The organism is Thalassobius vesicularis (genome assembly GCF_004799325.1).
GTDB classification, from domain to species: domain Bacteria; phylum Pseudomonadota; class Alphaproteobacteria; order Rhodobacterales; family Rhodobacteraceae; genus Thalassobius; species Thalassobius vesicularis.
In genome coordinates, this window is sequence record NZ_SSMD01000005.1 from 25769 (window position 1) to 40509 (window position 14741).

Here is a 14741-nt window from a genome sequence, read left to right on the forward strand (position 1 = left end):
AGATTGGCCTCAGTTCGAGGCGTGGAAGGATCGGCCAAGCGAGGCGGGCGCGCCGCTGCGGTCGGCCGACATGATCACGAGCACGAGAATGGTTATCAGATACGGCGACATTGCCAAGTACTCGACCGGGATGGCGACGCCAGCGGCCTGCAGGTTTAGCTGCAAAACGTTGACGCCCCCGAACAGGCACGCGCCCAACAGCACGCGCCAGGGTTTCCAGCTGGCGAAGACCACCAGCGCCAAGGCGATCCAGCCTATACCGGCGGTCATCCCCTCGGTCCATTGGGGCACGCGGATCAGGCTGATATAGGCCCCGCCCAGCCCCGCACAGGCGCCACCAAACAGGATCGCCATCACGCGGATGCGCACGACCTTGTAGCCCAGGGCGTGGGCGGCGTCGTGGTTTTCCCCCACGGCACGCAGGATCAGACCGGCGCGCGTGTATTTCAGCACGGCCCAAGTGCCCAGCGTCAGGAAAAACGCCAGATAGACCACGAAATCCTGTGTGAACAGGATCGGCCCCAGAACCGGGATTTTCGACAGGATCGGCAGGTCCACATGCGGAAAGGCTGGCGGCTTGACCCCCTGATAGCCCTGTCCCAGCAGCGCCGACAGCCCCAGCCCAAACAGGGTCAGCGCCAGACCGGACGCTACCTGGTTTGCCAGCGCGAACTGCGTCAGCACGGCGAACAGCAGCGACAGCGTCGCGCCCCCCACCGCCGCCGCCAGCAGCCCCAACACCGGAGACCCGGTGTTCACCGAAATCGCAAACCCGCAGATCGCGCCGGTGATCATCATCCCCTCGACGCCCAGGTTCAGAACGCCGGATTTCTCCACCACCAGCTCGCCGATCGCGGCCAGCAACAGAGGCGTCGCCGCCACGATCAGAGAGGCCAGCAACAGGATCGGATTGATCGAGGATATTTCCATCACGCGACCTCCTTCTTGGCGGGTTTAATGCGGAAATTGGTCAACACGTCCACGGCCAGCAGGAAGAACAGCAACATCCCCTGGAACAGCTGGATCGCCGCCGAGGGCAGGCCCATCTTCGACTGCGCGATGTCCCCTCCGATATAGGTCAGCGCCATCAGCGCGCCGGCCATCAGGATGCCAACCGGGTGCAGGCGTCCCAGAAAGGCGACGATGATCGCCGTGAAACCGTAGCCGACGTTGAAGTCGATGGTGATCTGGCCGGACGGACCCGCCACCTCGAACAGGCCTGCCAGTCCCGCCAGCGCCCCCGAGGTCCCCAGGCAGAACAGGATCAGCCGCGACGGGTTCACCCCGGCGAAACGGGCAGCGCGCGGGGCCTCTCCGGTCAGACGGATATGAAAGCCCAGCAGGTGCCGCTTCAGCAGGATATAGGCAAAGATCACTGCGATCAGTGCAGCAACAACCCCCCAATGCATGCCAGAACCGTCGATCAGATCAGCGTTATGCGCGCTGTCATACTGTTGCAGGTTGCGCGACCCCGGAAAGCCGTAGCCTTGCGGATTTTTCAACAATCCCAATGACATGGAGGCCAGAAACTGCTCGGCCACGTAAACCAACATCAGGCTGACAAGGATTTCGTTCGTACCGAACCGCACTTTCAGAACCGCCGGGATCATGGCCCAGATCAGCCCGCCAAACGCCCCTGCGACCACCATCAGCGGAAAGATCCACCAGGCTTCCAGCGGGTAAAACGCCAGCGCCACACCCGCACCGCAGATGGCACCCATGATGTATTGCCCCTCGGCGCCAATGTTCCAGATGCCCGCGCGGAACCCCAGCGACAGCCCGATGGCGATCAGCACCAGTGGCGCGCCTTTCACCAGCAATTGCGGGCGATAGTAAAACGCGAACTCCGAGAACAACGGGTCCCAAAAGATCGTCCGGATCGCCTCCAGCGGGTCCTTGCCCAGAAAGGCGAACAGCGCCCCCCCGGCCAGCATCGTCAGAATCACCGCCAATAGCGGCGTGGCATAGGTCCAGGCCTGCGACGGCTGCGGCCGCTTTTCCAGTCTCAGCATGGCCGCGCCCCCTTCTTTCTGATAAAAATACTCAATTCTGACAACGGATTACACATGAGCGTCCTCCATGCCATGGGCGCCGCCCATCATCAGGCCGATTTCATCCACGCTCAGGCCATGTGCCGGACGTATGTCGGACAGGCGGCCTTCGTTCAGCGCGCCGAAATGGTCCGAAATCTCCATCAACTCGTCCAGGTCCTGGCTGATCACGATCACCGCCGTACCGCCCGCCGCCAGATCCAGCAGCGCCTGCCGGATCGAGGCCGCAGCCGCCGCATCGACGCCCCAGGTCGGCTGGTTCACCACCAGAACGATGGGCAGTTGCATCACCTCGCGCCCGATGACGAACTTCTGCAAGTTGCCACCCGACAGCGACCGCGCCGCATTGCCCGGCCCCGGTGTGCGCACGTCAAAACGTTTGATGATCGCCTCGGCGAACTCGCGCGTCTTGCCCCATTTGAGAAAGCCGTTCTTCTCCAACCCCTGCCGGACCGAGCCGGTCAGCAGCGCGTTTTCGGTCAGGCTCATGTCCGGGGCGGCGGCATGGCCAAGCCGTTCCTCGGGGGCCGTCAGCAGGCCCATTCGCCGCCGGGCCGTGGGGCCCAAGGTGCCGATGGGTTGCCCTTCCATCACCACCGCACCGGGGGCGGTCAGGATTTCGCCCGAAAGGGCCGCAAGCAACTCATCTTGGCCATTGCCGGCCACGCCGCCCAGCCCCAGCACTTCGCCCGAGCGCACTTTCAAGGTGATATTCTTCAGCGACGTGCCGAATTCCGACGGGGATTTCACCGACAGATCGTTCAGTTCCAGCAGGATCGGGCCCAGATCGCCGCCCTTGCGTTCGGGCACGTGCAGGCTGCTGCCAACCATCATCTCGGCCATCTCGCGGGCCGAAACCTCGCGCGGGACACAGGTGCCGACTTTCTTGCCCAGCCTAAGGATCGTTGCGCTTTCGCACAGGGCGCGGATTTCCTCCAGCTTGTGGCTGATATAGAGGATAGCCACCCCTTCCGAGGTCAGTTTGCGCAGGGTGCGGAACAGGATTTCCACCTCTTGCGGGGTCAGAACGCTGGTCGGTTCGTCCATGATCAGTAGGCGCGGGTCTTGCAGCAGGCAGCGGATGATTTCCACGCGCTGACGCTCGCCCGCCGACAGATCGCCCACGGTTCTGTACGGATCCAGCGGCAAACCGTACGTTTCGCTGACCTCTTTGATCCGCGCGGCCAGGTCGCGCATCTTGGGCGGATGCTCCATCCCAAGGGCAATGTTCTCGGCCACGTTCAGCGCCTCGAACAGCGAAAAATGCTGGAACACCATCGCCACGCCCGAGGCCCGCGCCACCCGCGGTTCAGCCGGTGCATAGGGCGCGCCGCGCAGGGTCATCGTGCCGGTGTCGGGCTTGACCAGCCCGTAGATCATCTTGACCAGCGTGGATTTCCCCGCGCCGTTTTCCCCCAGCAGGGCGTGGACCTCGCCCTCGCGGATATCAAAGGAAACGTCGCTGTTCGCGACGACCCCTGGATAGGCCTTGGTCAGGCCCCGTATCGACAAAAGAGTCCCCGTCACCCTGTTTTTTCCTTGTATTGAGGGGTCTTGCGCCCCTTTTCCAGCAGTATCGCACCTGCGACGCTAATCGCAATGGCCTGAGGATGTTTCCCTAACGACGGATCGCCGATGGGGCAGTCTATGCGCGCAATGCTTTCCGAAGCGTGACCCAACGCGGCCAGACGGCTGCGAAACCGCGCCCATTTGGTTTGAGAGCCGATCAGCCCGCAGCGCGCAAAGCCCCGTTGCAGCAGGGCGTGGCACAGCTCCAGGTCCAGCGCATGGGAATAGGTCAGGATCAGGTGCTGTGCGTTATGCGGCGCGTGTTGCGCCAGCAACGCAGGCTGAGCGGCGGGTAGGGCGGTAACGCCCGGCGCAATCCGCTCGGGAAACCGCTCTGGCGCGGTATCAACCCAGATGATCGCCAGATCGGGCAGCGGTGCCAGCACATCGACCATCGCGCGACCGACATGGCCCGCGCCCCAGATCCACAGCGGGGTTTCGGGGTGATGCACCGGCTCCACCATCCAGCCCTGAATCAGCTGCGCCTCTGGGGGCTGCCCTTGCGCGCGGGCCCGCGCCAGCAGGCGCTTCACGGCCAGCGGCATCTCCGATCCATCCGTGCTGCGTGCGATCACATCCTGACCCAATTTGGCCACCCGCGCCGCGTCGTAAACCTCGCGCAAGAGCGTGATCCGTCCGCCGCAACACTGCCCCATCTCGGGCCCCAGCGCATGGGTGCTCAGCCGGTCCGTTCCCGGCCCACGCGCCTCCTGCGCCGCCATGAATTCCAACGCGCCGCCGCCGATCGTACCCGATTGCCCACCATCCCAGACCAGCATCGCGGCCCCAACCTCACGCGGGCTGGACCCCTCGATCCGAGCGATCACAACGCGCGCCACCCGGCCATGCACCGCCACGGCGGCCTGCAATCCGTCAAGATCAAACCCCATCGCGCAGCCTCCCGATGGCGCGAAGGACCTGCTCGGCCGTCGCGGGCGCATCCAGCGCGGGATAGCCCGCACCGCAAGCCGCCACCGCATCGGACAGCGCCAGCCAAGCAGAAATTCCCAGCATGAACGGCGGCTCACCCACTGCTTTCGAGCGGTAAATCGTTTCCTCGACATTGCGCCCATCCCAGAGCGCCACGTTGAACACCTCGGGCTGATCCGAAAACGCCGGGATCTTGTAGGTCGAAGGCGCATGGGTGCGCAGCCGCCCCTTGTCGTCCCATACCAATTCCTCGGTCGTCAGCCAGCCCGCACCCTGCACATATCCGCCCTCGATCTGGCCAATATCCAGCGCCGGGTTCAGCGAGGCCCCGGCATCATGCAGCACATCAGCCCGCAAGATACGGTTTTCGCCAGTCAGCGTGTCCACGATCACCTCTGTCACCGCCGCGCCATAGGCGAAATAGAAGAACGGCCGCCCCTCGCCTTTGATGCGGTCCCAGGCCAGCTTCGGCGTCTTGTAAAACCCGGTGGCCGACAGGCTGATGCGGTTCTCGTAGCACAGCTTGGCAGCAGCCTCGAAACTCAACTCCTGCGAACCCGCTCGCACCTTGCCGTCTACAAACTCAACCGCCTCAGCCCCGAAATACCCGGCCAGAAACGCGGCCATCCGATCCCGGATCTTATCGCAGGCCGCCTTGACCGCCATCCCGTTCAGATCCGATCCGGACGAGGCCGCCGTCGCCGAGGTATTCGGCACCTTCGACGTATCCGTCGCGGTGATCCGCACCGCTCCCATGCCGACACCAAACCGGCTGGCCGCAACCTGAGCCACCTTCTGGAACAGCCCTTGGCCCATCTCGGTCCCGCCATGGTTCAGATGGATCGAGCCATCCTGATACACATGCACCAACGCCCCAGCCTGGTTCAAATGCGTCAACGTAAAGGAAATCCCGAACTTCACCGGGCTGAACGCAATTCCCTTCTTCAACACAGGGTTAGTTGCGTTCCATTCGGCCACTGCCGCCCGCCGCCCCGCATAGTCCGAGCTTTCCAGCAACTGCGCCGTTAGCCCATGGAGCACGAAATCCTCGACTGGCTGGCCATAGGGCGTGCAATTGTCCTTCTTCTTTTCCAAAATATCCCGGGGGGAGGCCGCAGGCCGGGGGGCAGCGCCCCCCTCGACCGCGTCGTAATAGTTCCGCTGGCGCAACTCGACCGGGTCCAGCCCCAGATCATGCGCGACGTGATCCATCACCCTCTCGATCCCGACCATCCCCTGCGGCCCACCGAACCCGCGATAGGCGGTGGCGCTTTGGGTGTTGGTCTTCAGCCGGTGGCTTTCGATCCGCACATGCGGCAGGTAATAGGCGTTGTCGGCATGCAGCATCGCCCGGTCGGCCACGGGCAGCGTCAAATCCTGTGCCCATCCGCCGCGCGTCAGTTGCACGAACTCGACCCCGTGGATCAGCCCGTCCTCGTCAAAGCCCACCCGATAGGAAATCCGGAAATCGTGCCGCTTGCCGGTGACGATCATATCGTCATCCCGATCATAGCGCATCTTGCAGGGCTTGCCGGTCAGGCGCGCGGCCACGGCACAGGCGCAGGCCAGCGCGTTGCCCTGACTTTCCTTGCCGCCGAACCCGCCACCCATGCGGCGCGTCTCGACCCGGACCATGTGCATCGGGACGCCAATCGCCTCGGCCACCTTGTGCTGGATCTCGGTCGGGTGCTGGGTCGAGCTGTGGACCAGCATGTCCCCGTCTTCACCCGGCAGTGCGGCAGCGGCCTGACCCTCCAGATAGAAATGCTCCTGTCCGCCCAGTTCCAGCACGCCCGCAACCACGCGCGGGGCAGCGGCAATTGCAGCCGCAGCATCGCCCCGGGTGTAGATCCGCGGCCCATCCTCGAACCGGCTATTTGCTGCCAGCGCCTGATCAATCGTCAGCAAAGGCGCGGATTCTTCATACGAGATCACCGCCTTGCGTGCGGCCTTGCGGGCGGCAAGATGGGAGCGTGCGATTACCAGAAACACCGGTTGTCCGACATAATGCACGGTCCCGTCGGACAAGAGAGGCTCATCATGAGCCGATGGGGAAACATCGTTGGAAAAGGGCAGGTCCTCGGCTGTCAGCACCGCCACCACGTCTGGGGCAGTGCGCACATCCGACAGGTCCATCGCCGCGATCCGGCCCGCCGCGACGGTCGACAGGCCAAAGGCCAGATGCAGCGCACCCGCAGGCAGGGGGATGTCATCCACATAGCGCGCCTGACCCGTCACATGCAGGCGGGCGGCATCATGGGGCAGGGGTTTCGACACGCTCATGCCCGCACCTCCTGTACATTGGTGGCTGCACCCAAATCCTCAAGGAAATATCGGCTCAGCATGTTGCGCGCGGTTTCCAGACGGTAGGCGGCCGAGGCGCGCATGTCCGACATCGGGGTGAAGTCCTGCTCCCACGCGTCCCAGGCGGCGGCGATGGTGTCGTCGCTCCAGGCCTGGCCGGTCAGCGCGGCCTCGACATGGGTGGCGCGTTTGGGCGTGCCAGCCATGCCCCCGAATGCAATACGGGCCTCGGTGACGGTGCCGTCAGTGACGGTGATGCTGAAGCACCCGCAAACGGCCGAAATGTCCTGATCAAACCGCTTCGACAGTTTGTAACATTTCAGCCGGTCGGGCTGTTTGGGGATGCTGACGGCCTCGACAAACTCACCGGGCTGGCGGTCCTGTTTGCCATAGGCCAGGAAATAGTCCTGCAGTGGCACCTGACGGCGGGTGTCTGCGTGGCGCAGGTGCAGCGTGGCCCCCAGCGCGATCAGCGCAGGCGGGCCGTCCCCGATGGGCGAGCCGTTGGCGATGTTGCCGCCGATCGTTGCCGCAGCCCGCACCTGGGCCGAGCCATAGCGGCGCAGCATCTTGCCCAGCGAGGGGTGCAATTCGTCCATCAGAGGGATCAACCGGGCAACGGTGACACCCGCGCCGATGGTGATCGCGTCGTCGGTCTCGGTGATCTGTTGCAGATCGGTGCAGCGATTGAGGAAGGCCACCTGCTTGAGCTCGCGCAGCTGCTTGGTGACCCACAGGCCGACGTCGGTCGCACCAGCGATCAGCGTGGCCTTGGGGTGGTTCGCGTACCAGTCGGCCAAAGCGTCGGCTGTTTCGGGCTGAACAACCTCGCCCGCCGCATTGGGGGCCGCATCGGGCAGGCGGAACGCCTTCAGGTGGGATGGAACCTGCGCCGCTTCGGCAGATTTGGCTGCGCGCAGAATGGGGGCGTAGCCGGTGCACCGGCACAGGTTGCCGGCCAGCGCGGTGGCGTGGTCCGTCTCGCCGTTCAGATGCGACGTCGCCATCGAGGCGATGAACCCCGGTGTGCAGAACCCGCACTGGCTGCCGTGATGGTCGATCATCGCCTGCTGGACCGGGTGCAATTCGCCCAGCGGAGAGGCCATCCCCTCGACCGTGCGAATGGATTTGCCGTTCAGTTGGGGCAGGAAAAGAATGCACGCGTTCTGCGCCCGGTTGCCCGCGTCATCCTGAACCATGACGGTGCAGGCGCCGCAGTCGCCCTCGTTGCATCCTTCCTTGGTACCGGTCAGTCCGCGTTCGGTTCGCAGCCAGTCGAGCAACGTGATCATCGGGGACACATCGCGCAACTCCACGCTCTCTCCGTTCAGAAGAAAGGTGACATCCATGTAAATAGACCCGCCGCCTTACCGATGTGTTTGCCTTTGTGACCCGTCTTCGATGCGGCGTAGAAAACGGGCAGGCCCCTGTTGGTTTCAGTCAGGAAAGCCCGGTTTTGACCTTTTGGCAAGAAAAACTCATGCGCCGATGATTGCGTTTGGGGCAAATGCCCGGATTATGGGCAACCAGTTTGGCACCAGGTATTGCGGGGTCACGATGCTGATTTGGATAAACATCGCTGTCATCATTCTGGGTGGCGCAGCTTTTTTGCAATCGCGGCGGGTGCGGTCGCAGGTGCGGGGCCTGACCGCACAATTGGGCCGCTCGGATGGGGTGATCCGTTCTGATCTGCCCGAAGAAGTCCGCAGTTTTGCAATACGTTGCGGGGCGACGGGCGACAAACGCCTTGTCCGCTACAGCCAGTCCACCGAGATGGAGCTGAAACCCGGAGCAGGCTGGCAGCCCTACGCTGCCAGTCAATGGGTGGATGTGGTCGAGGCCGGTTTCGTCTGGCTTGCGCGCCAGATGCGCTGGGGGGTGGCAACCGTTCAGGTCATCGACACATATGTGCGCGGGCAGGGGCTGTTGATCGCGTGGCTTCTGGGGCTGGTCCGCGTGGCCCGCGCCGAAGGAGCGGAGATGAACCGCGCCGAAGCAATGCGCTATCTGGCCGAGCTGCCCTGGGCACCTGACGCGATTCTCTCGAACCCCAGCCTGCGCTGGACGGTGCTGGGGGGCGACCGGTGGCAGGTGGCGCTGGGCGAGGTGCAGGTCACATTCATGCTCAACGCAAACGGTGATATCCAAGAGGTGCACGCCAACGATCGCCCCTCGCTGGAGGGGGGGAAGACGGTGTTGCGGCAATGGCGGGGCATCTTTGGCGATTACGGCTGGATCGGCGGCCGCCGCATCCCGCTGACGGCCGAGGTTGGCTATATCGTGGATGGCGCCTACGCCCCCTATTTCCGAGGGCGTATCACCGATTATGCCTTGCGCTGACCGGATCAGAAAAACAGCGGCAGGCCCCGGTACAGGCCAATTCCCAATGCCATCGCCCCGACCCCGAATGTCAGAATCCGGCGAGGCGCGCGGGCGGCCAGACGTCCACCCAGGAATGCCGCAGGCAATGCGCCGCAGACCAGCCCGGCCAAGGGGGCCAGCGTCTGAAGCGCGCCTGCCTCAGCCTCGCCCCAGTGGCCATGCCACAGCATCAGCAGCAGAGTTACAAACACCGACGCGCTGACCGCCAGTTCGGCCAGGGCCGAGCTGCCAATCGCGCGGCGCGGCTCTAACCCGACACCCAGCAGGGCCGAGGTCACGACCGGGCCCCAGCTGCCGCCAATCCCTTCCATTAACCCGCCAGCGGCCCCGATCAGCCCCAAGCGGCGCGAGGCGATCAGTCGTGGGGGCCTCCCACGGATGGCGCGGATCAGGATCAGGACGCCAAGGATCACCAGATAAAGCGACACAAGCCCGTTCAGCCAGGGCGATTTCAGGCCGCTCAGGATCACAGCGCCGCTCAGGCCGCCAAGGACGCCGCCGATCACCAGAGCGCGGGCAACGCGCCAGTCGATGTTCCCCTGCAAGCCGTGCGACAACCCTGCCGCCAACCCCGTCGGTATCTTGGCGGCGTTGACGCTGGCTGAAACCAGCGGCGGTGCAAATCCCTGAAAAAGCAGTACCGCGGAGGAGATAACGCCAAACCCCATGCCCAGGGCTCCGTCGGCGATTTGGGCGATGAAGCCAACGATCAAAAAGACCAGAAAATCTTCCAAGTTATCCTCGAAAGGAAAGGGATCAGCGATAGATGATACGCGCTGATCAGGCCCACAAGGGGGGCGTGAAAATATTCCCGTCGGGCGCGCGGTTGCTGTTCACTCGGGGCGTCGCGACGCATAAGCTGGCGGGATGACGGACGCTCCTCGATTCATTCACCTGCGTGTGCACACGGAATATTCCCTGCTGGAAGGGGCCGTGCGGCTGAAGAAATTGCCTGCCCTGTGTACGGACATGGACATGCCTGCCGTGGCTGTGACGGATACCAACGCGATGTTCTCGGCGCTGGAATTTTCGGTGACGGCCAAGGACAAGGGCATCCAGCCGATTCTGGGCTGTCAGGTCGATGTCTCGTGGCACCAGCCCGAACCCGGCGCGAAACAGAAAGACCCCGCGCCGGTGGTTCTGCTGGCCCAGTCCGAGGCGGGGTACGAGAACCTGATGCGCCTGTCGACCTGCCTTTACGTGGACAAAGGCGGGCAGCTGCCGCAGGTCACGTTCGAGGAGTTGCAGGAGTTTTCGGACGGACTGATCTGCCTGACCGGCGGGGCGCTGGGCCCGGTCGGGATGGAGCTGCAGGCGGGCCATCGGGACGCAGCCGAGCAGATGCTGCGCAAGCTGGCGGCGATCTATCCGAACCGCTGTTACGTCGAATTGCAGCGCCACCCCGGCGAAAACGGCCTGCCCGAGGCCGAGCGGCTGACCGAGCGCGGTTTCGTCGAGATGGCCTATGATCTGGGCCTGCCGCTGGTTGCCACCAACGACGTCTACTTTCCCAAGGCGGACATGTACGAGGCCCACGACGCGCTGATCTGTATCGCGGAAGGCGCCTATGTCGATCAGGTCGAACCGCGCCGTCGCCTGACGCCCCAGCACTATTTCAAATCGCAGCAGGAAATGGTCACGCTGTTCGCGGACCTGCCGGAAGCGATAGAAAATACAGTGGAAATCGCGCGCCGTTGCGCCTTTATGGCGTACAAACGCGCGCCGATCCTGCCCAAATTCGCTGATGACGAGGTCGAGGAACTGCGCAAGCAGTCCTGGGAGGGCCTTGAAAAACGTCTGGCCGTGATCGAACCCGCCGCCCCGCGCGAGGAATACGAGGAACGCCTGCGGTTCGAGCTGGGCATCATCGAGCAGATGGGATTTCCCGGCTACTTCCTGATCGTGGCCGACTTCATCAAGTGGTCCAAGGATAACGGCATTCCGGTCGGGCCGGGGCGGGGCTCGGGTGCGGGCTCTCTGGTGGCATACGTGCTGACGATCACCGACCTTGACCCGCTGCGCTACAGCCTGCTGTTCGAACGCTTCCTGAACCCGGAACGTGTGTCGATGCCCGACTTCGACATCGACTTCTGCATGGACCGGCGCGAAGAAACCATCCGCTACGTCCAGCAGAAATACGGGCGCGACAAGGTGGGGCAGATCATCACTTTCGGTGCGCTGCTGTCCAAGGCCGCTGTGCGCGACATCGGGCGCGTCTTGCAGATGCCCTATGGCCAGGTGGACCGGCTGTCCAAGCTGATCCCGGTCGAAGGGGTCAAACCCGTCTCGATCGCCGAGGCGCTGAAGCAAGAGGAGCGCCTGCGCGAAGAGGCCCGCAACGAAGAGGTCGTGAACCGCCTGCTGGAATACGGCCAGCAGGTCGAGGGGCTGTTGCGCAATGCCTCGACCCACGCGGCGGGTGTGGTGATCGGGGACAGGCCGCTGGACCGGCTGGTGCCGCTGTACCAGGATCCGCGCTCGGACATGCCAGCGACGCAGTTCAACATGAAATGGGTCGAACAGGCCGGTCTGGTCAAGTTCGACTTTCTGGGCCTGAAGACGCTGACGGTGATTCAGAACGCCGTGAACCTGATCAAGAAGAACGGCCGCCACCTGCATATCGGGCCGGATGGTTCGCAGCTTTACGACCCGCCCGAAGGGGCCGTGGATGATATCGGCCACATCCCGCTGGATGACGAGCCGACCTATCGTCTGTACGCCGACGCGAAAACGGTCGCCGTGTTCCAGGTGGAAAGCTCGGGGATGATGGACGCGCTGCGGCGCATGAAACCGACCTGTATCGAGGACATCGTGGCGCTTGTGGCGCTGTACCGTCCCGGCCCGATGGAGAACATCCCCACCTATTGCGAGGTCAAGAACGGCCTGCGCGAGATTGAATCGATCCACCCCACGATCGACAGCATCCTTGCGGAAACGCAGGGCATCATCGTTTACCAGGAACAGGTGATGCAGATCGCTCAGGTCATGGCGGGCTACAGCCTTGGCGGCGCTGACCTGCTGCGCCGCGCGATGGGTAAGAAGATCGCCGAGGAGATGGCCAAGGAACGCCCGAAATTCATCGACGGTGCGGCCAACACCCACCAGATCGACGCCAAAAAGGCGGGCGAAGTCTTTGATTTGCTTGAGAAATTCGCCAACTACGGCTTCAACAAATCGCACGCGGCGGCCTATGCGGTGGTGTCCTACCAGACCGGCTGGCTGAAGGCGAACCACCCGGCCGAGTTCATGGCCGGGGTGATGAACTGCGATATCCACCTGACCGACAAGCTGTCGATCTACGCCGAAGAGGTCCGCCGCGGCCTGCAGATCGAGATCGTGCCGCCCTGCGTGAACCGCTCGATGGCGACGTTCGACGTGGTGGATGGCAAACTTGTCTACGCCCTTGGCGCGCTGAAGAACGTCGGCGTCGAGGCGATGAGACTGGTGGTCGAAGGGCGCGGCGACAAAGCCTTTGCCACGCTGTTCGATTTTGCCCGCCGGGTGGATCTGAAGAAGGTCGGCAAGCGCCCGCTGGAGATGATGGCCCGTGCCGGGGCCTTCGATCAACTCGACAGCAACCGCCGGCGTGTGTTCGGGGCGCTGGACGCTCTGGTGGCGTATTCGGCGGCGATCCATGAACAGAAGGCCAGCAGCCAGGTTTCGCTGTTCGGGGATGCGGGCGACGACCTGCCGGAACCTCGGATCGCCTCGGTCGACGACTGGATGCCCATCGACAAACTGATGGAAGAGCAAAAGGCCATCGGCTTTTTCCTGTCCGGCCACCCGCTGGACGACTACGCCGCCCCGCTGAAGCGCAAGAAGATCAAGACGATCGAGGACGCCCGCCAGATCGCGGAACGCGAAGGCACGGCGCTGGTCAAGGTCGGCGTCATGGTCTCGGGCTTCCGCGAGATGAAAAGCTCGAAGGGCAACCGCTATTTCCGGATGAATATTTCCGACAGCACCGGCCAGCTGTCCGGCATCGCCATGTTCGCCCGCAAGGACGAGGAACTGGCCGCCGCCCGCGCCGTGTTCGAAGGGACCGACCGCGTGGTGCTGACGCTGGAGGCCAAGTTCGAGGAAGGCCAGTTCGACCCGACGATCCGCTCGGCGGCAACGATGGACACGATCATTTCCGATGCCGGCAGTTCGGGCCTGAAAATCCTGGTCGAGGATGCGGCCGTCATCCAGAGCGTCGCCAATATCCTCGAAGGCGCGCGCCAGTCCGCCCGCAATGCGGGGCGGGGGCCGGTGTCATTCTGCCTGATGCATCCCGATCTGCCCGGCGAGGTCGATATCGAGGTCGGCGAGGATTACCCCGTCAGCCCGCAGATCAAGGGCGCGATCAAGGCGCTTGGTGGGGTGCTGGACGTCGAGGAAGTCTAACCCTCAGTAATGCGGCGGTTTTTCAGGCCCGGTGTAGATATAGCTGCCTTGGTCGGCCTCTTGCATGGCGGCGCGCTCCATCAGCAACTGCACGCGGCGTTCCATCAGGTCGATGGTTTTCTGCTGCTTGGCGATCATGTCGGACAGGTCGTCCACGGTGCGGATCAGGTGCGCCAGTTTCTCTTCGATCTCGGTCATCGGGGCCTCCGGGTTGTGCGCGCTCTTAGCACGGGGGGGATATCCGGGAAATCCCCATGCGACTTGCCCGGTATGAAAACCTGTAGCAGGGTACGCGCCGGGAGGAGCACGAATGAGCATTCAAATCAGGGACGAGGGCCGCGTCCGCGTGGTCATGATCGATCGCGTGCAGGCCAGAAATGCGGTCAATCCCGCAACGGCGCAGGCCTTGTATGCCGCGTTCCGCGAGTTTGACGCAGACGAGGCCGTGGATGTCGCCATTCTGACCGGGGCAGGGGGAACGTTCTGCGCCGGGTTCGATCTGAAGACGGCGGCGGATGGTTCGGGCGGGGAATGGGTCGGCGCGCTGGACATTCCCGAGGGCTGGAACCCCCGGACCGACCCGATGCCGGGCCCGATGGGCCCCACGCGCCTGATGCTGTCAAAGCCCGTGATCGCTGCGGTCGAAGGCTTCGCCGTCGCGGGCGGGTTGGAACTGGCGATCTGGTGCGATCTGCGCGTCGCCGCCGAGGATGCAACGTTCGGCGTCTATTGCCGCCGCTGGGGGGTGCCGCTGATCGACGGCGGCACCGTGCGCCTGCCCGCGATCATCGGTCAGGGACGGGCGAATGATATGGTGCTGACCGGCCGTGCCGTTGGCGCCTCCGAGGCGTCGGCGATGGGGCTGGTCAACCGCGTGGCCCCGCATGGCGGGGCGTTGGCCACGGCACTTGAGCTGGCCGAAAGTCTGGTGCGCCTTCCGCAGCTGTGCATGCGCGCTGATCACCTGTCCGCGCGCCCGTCTGCGGCGGATTTGGGCGCGTCACTGCGTCGGGAATGGGCCTCGGCCGGGGTTTTTGCGGCCGAGGGGCAGTCGGGGGCCGCGCGCTTTGCATCGGGCAAGGGACGCGGCGGCTCGTTCGAGGAAATCTGAGGAAAGGG

At 64.0% G+C, this 14741-nt stretch carries 11 protein-coding genes; 3 read left to right on the forward strand and 8 right to left on the reverse strand.

From position 1 onward, the window contains the following. Window positions 1-9: 9 nt before the first annotated feature. Genes E7681_RS11180 through xdhA form a run of 6 tightly spaced genes read right to left on the reverse strand, consistent with a single transcriptional unit; the run spans window position 10 to window position 8203 of the window. A complete protein-coding gene (locus E7681_RS11180; RefSeq protein WP_136339387.1) occupies window positions 10-930 on the reverse strand; it encodes an ABC transporter permease in 921 nt (306 codons plus the stop codon). Next, complete coding sequence (locus E7681_RS11185; protein ID WP_136339388.1) at window positions 930-2012, reverse strand: ABC transporter permease; 1083 nt, start codon at window positions 2010-2012, stop codon at window positions 930-932. Before E7681_RS11185 ends, E7681_RS11180 begins: the two co-directional genes overlap by 1 nt. Window positions 2013-2060: 48 nt before the next feature. Continuing rightward, window positions 2061-3578 (reverse strand): ABC transporter ATP-binding protein, encoded by a 1518-nt coding sequence (locus tag E7681_RS11190; RefSeq protein ID WP_136339389.1) that lies wholly within the window; start codon window positions 3576-3578, stop codon window positions 2061-2063. Next, on the reverse strand, window positions 3575-4510 hold the full coding sequence (gene xdhC / locus E7681_RS11195; RefSeq protein ID WP_136339390.1) for a xanthine dehydrogenase accessory protein XdhC: 936 nt from the start codon (window positions 4508-4510) through the stop codon (window positions 3575-3577). Before xdhC ends, E7681_RS11190 begins: the two co-directional genes overlap by 4 nt. Then, the gene (xdhB, locus tag E7681_RS11200; protein WP_136339391.1) at window positions 4500-6833 is read right to left on the reverse strand and encodes a xanthine dehydrogenase molybdopterin binding subunit; all 2334 of its coding nucleotides are present in this window, start codon (window positions 6831-6833) and stop codon (window positions 4500-4502) included. The genes xdhC and xdhB overlap by 11 nt, the downstream gene beginning before the upstream one ends. Further along, window positions 6830-8203 carry a xanthine dehydrogenase small subunit gene (gene xdhA, locus E7681_RS11205; protein ID WP_136339392.1) on the reverse strand — a complete coding sequence of 458 codons (1374 nt, stop codon included), beginning with the start codon at window positions 8201-8203 and terminating at the stop codon, window positions 6830-6832. The genes xdhB and xdhA overlap by 4 nt, the downstream gene beginning before the upstream one ends. Before the next feature lie 208 nt (window positions 8204-8411). On the opposite strand from xdhA, the gene E7681_RS11210 reads away from it, so the two are divergent. Next, on the forward strand, window positions 8412-9194 hold the full coding sequence (locus tag E7681_RS11210) for a DUF6544 family protein (protein WP_136339393.1): 783 nt from the start codon (window positions 8412-8414) through the stop codon (window positions 9192-9194). 5 nt (window positions 9195-9199) lie between these two features. Here E7681_RS11210 and E7681_RS11215 read toward each other — a convergent pair whose 3' ends face one another. Next, window positions 9200-9970: a TSUP family transporter gene (locus tag E7681_RS11215; RefSeq protein WP_168733196.1), complete on the reverse strand. Its 771-nt coding sequence runs from the start codon at window positions 9968-9970 to the stop codon at window positions 9200-9202. 133 nt (window positions 9971-10103) lie between these two features. Here E7681_RS11215 and dnaE point away from each other — a divergent pair, with 133 nt between their 5' ends. Beyond that, on the forward strand, window positions 10104-13622 hold the full coding sequence (dnaE, locus tag E7681_RS11220; RefSeq protein WP_136339395.1) for a DNA polymerase III subunit alpha: 3519 nt from the start codon (window positions 10104-10106) through the stop codon (window positions 13620-13622). 3 nt (window positions 13623-13625) lie between these two features. Here dnaE and E7681_RS11225 read toward each other — a convergent pair whose 3' ends face one another. Then, window positions 13626-13820, reverse strand: a complete 195-nt coding sequence (locus tag E7681_RS11225; RefSeq protein ID WP_136339396.1) for a SlyX family protein — start codon at window positions 13818-13820, stop codon at window positions 13626-13628. 112 nt (window positions 13821-13932) lie between these two features. On the opposite strand from E7681_RS11225, the gene E7681_RS11230 reads away from it, so the two are divergent. Then, on the forward strand, window positions 13933-14733 hold the full coding sequence (locus tag E7681_RS11230; protein ID WP_136339397.1) for a crotonase/enoyl-CoA hydratase family protein: 801 nt from the start codon (window positions 13933-13935) through the stop codon (window positions 14731-14733). Window positions 14734-14741: the final 8 nt, after the last annotated feature.

Coding starts and splice junctions, on each gene's coding strand:
- xdhC (WP_136339390.1), bottom strand. CDS start 4,510: ATGGGGTTTGATCTTGACGGATTGCAGGCCGCCGTGGCGGTGCATGGC.
- E7681_RS11180 (WP_136339387.1), bottom strand. CDS start 930: ATGGAAATATCCTCGATCAATCCGATCCTGTTGCTGGCCTCTCTGATC.
- E7681_RS11225 (WP_136339396.1), bottom strand. CDS start 13,820: ATGACCGAGATCGAAGAGAAACTGGCGCACCTGATCCGCACCGTGGAC.
- xdhB (WP_136339391.1), bottom strand. CDS start 6,833: ATGAGCGTGTCGAAACCCCTGCCCCATGATGCCGCCCGCCTGCATGTG.
- E7681_RS11210 (WP_136339393.1), top strand. CDS start 8,412: ATGCTGATTTGGATAAACATCGCTGTCATCATTCTGGGTGGCGCAGCT.
- dnaE (WP_136339395.1), top strand. CDS start 10,104: ATGACGGACGCTCCTCGATTCATTCACCTGCGTGTGCACACGGAATAT.
- E7681_RS11230 (WP_136339397.1), top strand. CDS start 13,933: ATGAGCATTCAAATCAGGGACGAGGGCCGCGTCCGCGTGGTCATGATC.
- E7681_RS11185 (WP_136339388.1), bottom strand. CDS start 2,012: ATGCTGAGACTGGAAAAGCGGCCGCAGCCGTCGCAGGCCTGGACCTAT.
- xdhA (WP_136339392.1), bottom strand. CDS start 8,203: ATGGATGTCACCTTTCTTCTGAACGGAGAGAGCGTGGAGTTGCGCGAT.